At 45.1% G+C, this 4,029-nt stretch carries 2 protein-coding genes and 1 CRISPR repeat array; both genes read left to right on the forward strand.

Going from position 1 to position 4,029, the window contains the following annotated elements; translation table 11 throughout:
* The first annotated feature begins 128 nt into the window (after positions 1 to 128).
* A CRISPR array of direct repeats spans positions 129 to 528; the repeat unit is 37 nt; unit sequence CTTTCAATCAACAGAATCCCGGCAACGGGATTGAAAC.
* A gap of 303 nt (positions 529 to 831) precedes the next feature.
* Positions 832 to 2,214 carry a chromosomal replication initiator protein DnaA gene (gene dnaA / locus H6G03_RS36970; RefSeq protein WP_190475903.1) on the forward strand — a complete coding sequence of 461 codons (1,383 nt, stop codon included), beginning with the start codon at positions 832 to 834 and terminating at the stop codon, positions 2,212 to 2,214.
* Between the two features lie 525 nt (positions 2,215 to 2,739).
* Positions 2,740 to 3,921 carry a DNA polymerase III subunit beta gene (dnaN, locus tag H6G03_RS36975; protein WP_190475905.1) on the forward strand — a complete coding sequence of 394 codons (1,182 nt, stop codon included), beginning with the start codon at positions 2,740 to 2,742 and terminating at the stop codon, positions 3,919 to 3,921.
* Positions 3,922 to 4,029 lie beyond the last annotated feature (108 nt).

The raw sequence follows: 4,029 nt of genomic DNA on the forward strand, positions 1-4,029 counted from the left end.
TGTCAATTTTTACAATACATTTGTACTATCCGTGGGTAGCGATCGCACTCCTGCAAGTGCCTTAACAAAAGTTCATACAGTGTCGATTACTTTTGTCCGACTACTTAGCTCTTTTTCTCTCTATCGGACTTTCAATCAACAGAATCCCGGCAACGGGATTGAAACACACCAGTAATCAATTTTTCTATTCGCAAAACAGAAGTCTTTCAATCAACAGAATCCCGGCAACGGGATTGAAACGCAGCGGCTGTCTTGGTAATTTCGTTATCCGGCTTTCAATCAACAGAATCCCGGCAACGGGATTGAAACCCTTTTGTATGTGAGTCGCCAGCAAAAGGTGTTGCTTTCAATCAACAGAATCCCGGCAACGGGATTGAAACAACTTTTCTCTGTAAGCATCATTCATTCTTTTCATCTCGACTTTCAATCAACAGAATCCCGGCAACGGGATTGAAACAGCAAAATTTTTATGGGGTGCGACAACAAATAAACTTTCAATCAACAGAATCCCGGCAACGGGATTGAAATACAAAATTTTTCCCAGAGTAATAAGCGTGTGCGATCGCGCTTTGATTTAAACAATCTCGTCTGATTGCCTTCCACAAAACTTAGCAATTATCAAAGTAGCCTACTTTAAAAACATCGAAAAATTTATGTGCGGTACAGCTACAAAAATGAACAAAGGTGCAGATGAGCAGAATAATTCCGCCAGACCGTGCGATCGCACAGGGAACGATCTGTGAAAACTGACATATAATAGCAAATACCTTCGTTAAACTCGCTCCCGTATTGCATACTTTATATATTGGCCGTTAGCGGTAGAGGAATGCTGTGGAACTTGCGCTTGAGAGTCTCTGGAGTCAGGTACTGGAACGGTTGCAGATACAATTGAGCCGTCCCACCTTTGAGACTTGGATCAAAACTGCTAACGCCGAGCAATTGGAAAATAACTGTTTGGTAATTCGCACGCCCAATCCGTTCGCTCGCAATTGGCTGCAAAAATACTACATCAAAACTATTGCCGATGTAGTTGAAGATATTTTGGGTCATCCGGTAGAAATTTACATCACAGTCGCTCAAGGAGATGAAAGTTCGACAAATGGCGACTCTAGCGTTGCTTGGCCAGTGCCGATCGCACCCAGCATATCAGAAAATAGCGATCGCCACCGTCCCAAACCAAGCACCTTAAACTCCAAGCACGTTTTCTCCCGGTTTGTTGTTGGCCCAAACAATCGCATGGCCCACGCCGCCTCTCTCGCAGTGGCGGAATCTCCCGGACGCGAGTTCAATCCCCTGTTTCTCTGCGGTGGCGTCGGATTGGGAAAAACACACCTCATGCAAGCGATCGGTCACTATCGCCTGGAAATCGCTCCAGATTCCCGAATATTTTATGTTTCCACCGAGCAATTTACCAACGATTTAATTGCAGCTATTCGTAAGGATAGTATGCAAAGTTTCCGCGAACATTACCGCGCCGCTGATGTGCTGTTGGTAGACGATATCCAATTTATCGAAGGGAAGGAGTACACCCAAGAGGAATTTTTCCACACCTTCAACACATTACACGAAGCTGGTAAGCAAGTTGTATTGGCGAGCGATCGACCCCCCAAACAAATTCCTCGCCTGCAAGAACGCCTCTGTTCCCGCTTCTCAATGGGATTAATTGCCGATATTCAACCGCCAGATTTGGAAACGCGCATGGCAATTCTGCAAAAGAAGGCGGAATACGAGAATATGCGCTTGCCTCGCGAAGTAATCGAGTATATTGCTACCAATTACACCTCTAATATCCGAGAATTAGAAGGTGCTTTGATTCGTGCGGTCGCTTATATCTCGATTTCTGGATTGCCGATGACGGTAGAAAATATCGCGCCAGTTTTAAATCCACCCACAGAGAAAGTGGCGACGACACCAGATATCGTTCTGATGGTAATCGCTGAGGCGTATGAAGTTTCGATCGAAGATCTCAAAGGAAACTCGCGGCGACGGGAAATTAGTCAAGCGCGGCAAATTGGGATGTACCTGATGCGCCATCACACAGATTTAAGTTTGCCGAGAATTGGCGAGGAGTTTGGCGGTAAGGATCACACAACGGTGATGTACAGCTGCGAAAAAGTTGCCCAACTGCGAGATAGCGACCCGAATATGGCACAAACGCTGCGCCAACTGAGCGATCGCATTAACTTGGCAACGCGATCGCAAACTAACCCTTGAAATCTAAAATCTAAAATCTAAAATCCCAAATTGATTGTGGAAAAGTCTGTGGAAAATTTGTGGAAAACCTCAATATTTGCGTGGAAAATATATTAAGTATAAATACTCTGTGGAAAAATGTTTGCTTTTTCCCCAAGTTTTCCACAGGCAAATAACTTATGAAAAGCTTGCAGGGAATATGTTCCCAGACTTTTTCCACATTTTCCACAACTTATAGAGAGGGGCTAGGGGTTAGGGGTTAGGGGCTAGAGGAAGAAGTGCATAGAAATCTTGGGTTTGGTGGAATTAAGAACGTCCTAACTGACGCCTTATGGGTCGCTATATATTAGACATTTCCAAAAATTCTTGTGGGGTAGGCATCCTGCCTGCCTTTGAGATTCTTTTGGAGGAGATGTGTATTGATATTTTTCCTCAAAATGAGATAGAAGCAAGGTATAGAATATGGCAATACAAAAGTACTACAATATCGTTCTGAGCTATGCTTGCCAAAGACTTCCATAACTGCCAGCAGACAGCAAAACACCGATGAAATTCATTTGCGAGCAAAACGATCTCAGTACCAACCTTTCATTGGTCAGTCGTGCAGTTCCCTCTCGACCAACACATCCGGTGTTGGGCAACGTGCTATTGACAGCTGATGAAGATTCCCAGCGAGTCAGCTTAACCGCATTTGACCTCAGCTTGGGAATCCGAACAAGCTTTGCAGCGCAAGTAGAAGACGGGGGCACCTTAACGCTACCGGCTAAGCTGCTCAACGACATTATTTCGCGTCTGCCAAACGGACAAATCAAGGTAGACGATGAAGCGGAAGAATACCTAGCCACCATAACTTCGTCTTTTGGACGCTATCAAGTCCGAGGAATGGGAGCGCAAGAGTATCCAGAACTGCCCGCCATAGAAAACGGCCAAACAATCTATCTAGCAGCCGAAACTTTGATTGCAGGATTGCACGGTACTTTATTTGCGACCAGTGCGGACGAAACTAAACAAATTTTAACAGGGGTTCATCTTACCCTTATTAAAGATGGCCTGGAATTTGCGGCTACGGATGGACATCGATTGGCAATGGTAGAAACCTTTCATCAACAGCCAGAGAATGAGGATGATGAAGAAGAGGACGATAACATCAGCGAAACAGATCTGAATGTTACCGTGCCGGCCAGAGCGCTGCGAGAAGTAGAACGGATTTTAGGTATGCGCCAAGGGCAAAATCCAGACCAGCCTGTACCTTCGGTTGGCCTTAGTTTCGACGGCAGTCAAGTTGTGTTTGAGTGGGGCGACCAACGTCTAACTACGCGGTTGCTGGAAGGGCAGTTTCCGACTTACCGCCAGCTGCTGCCAAAGGCATTTATCAGAAATTTTACGCTCGATCGCAAACAGTTTTTGAGTGCCATAGAGCGGATTTCCGTTTTTGCCGACCAAAAAAACAACATTGTCAAAGCCAATTTGGATAACGATAGCCAAAAGCTCACTTTGTCAGTAGAAGCGAAAGACGTAGGTAGCGGTCAGGAGTCAATTGCGATCGAGCTTTCTGGAGAGAGTATCGATATTGCGTTCAATGTCAAGTACTTGATGGAAAGTCTGAAAAACTTGAATACACCACAAGTACAAGTAGAACTGAATCAGGCGCTGAGTCCTGTAGTCATAAAACCGCTGGGAGGCTGGAAAGCTACCCACTTAATCATGCCCGTACAAGTACGAGCTTGAAAGTCAAAAGTCAAAAGTCAAAAGTCAAAAGTCAAAAGTCAAAAATTTTCCTCTTTCCTAATCCCTAACCCCTAACCCCTAACCCCTAACCCCTAACCCCTAACCCCT

It is taken from the genome of Aerosakkonema funiforme FACHB-1375 (assembly GCF_014696265.1).
In the GTDB taxonomy this organism is placed as follows: domain Bacteria; phylum Cyanobacteriota; class Cyanobacteriia; order Cyanobacteriales; family Aerosakkonemataceae; genus Aerosakkonema; species Aerosakkonema funiforme_A.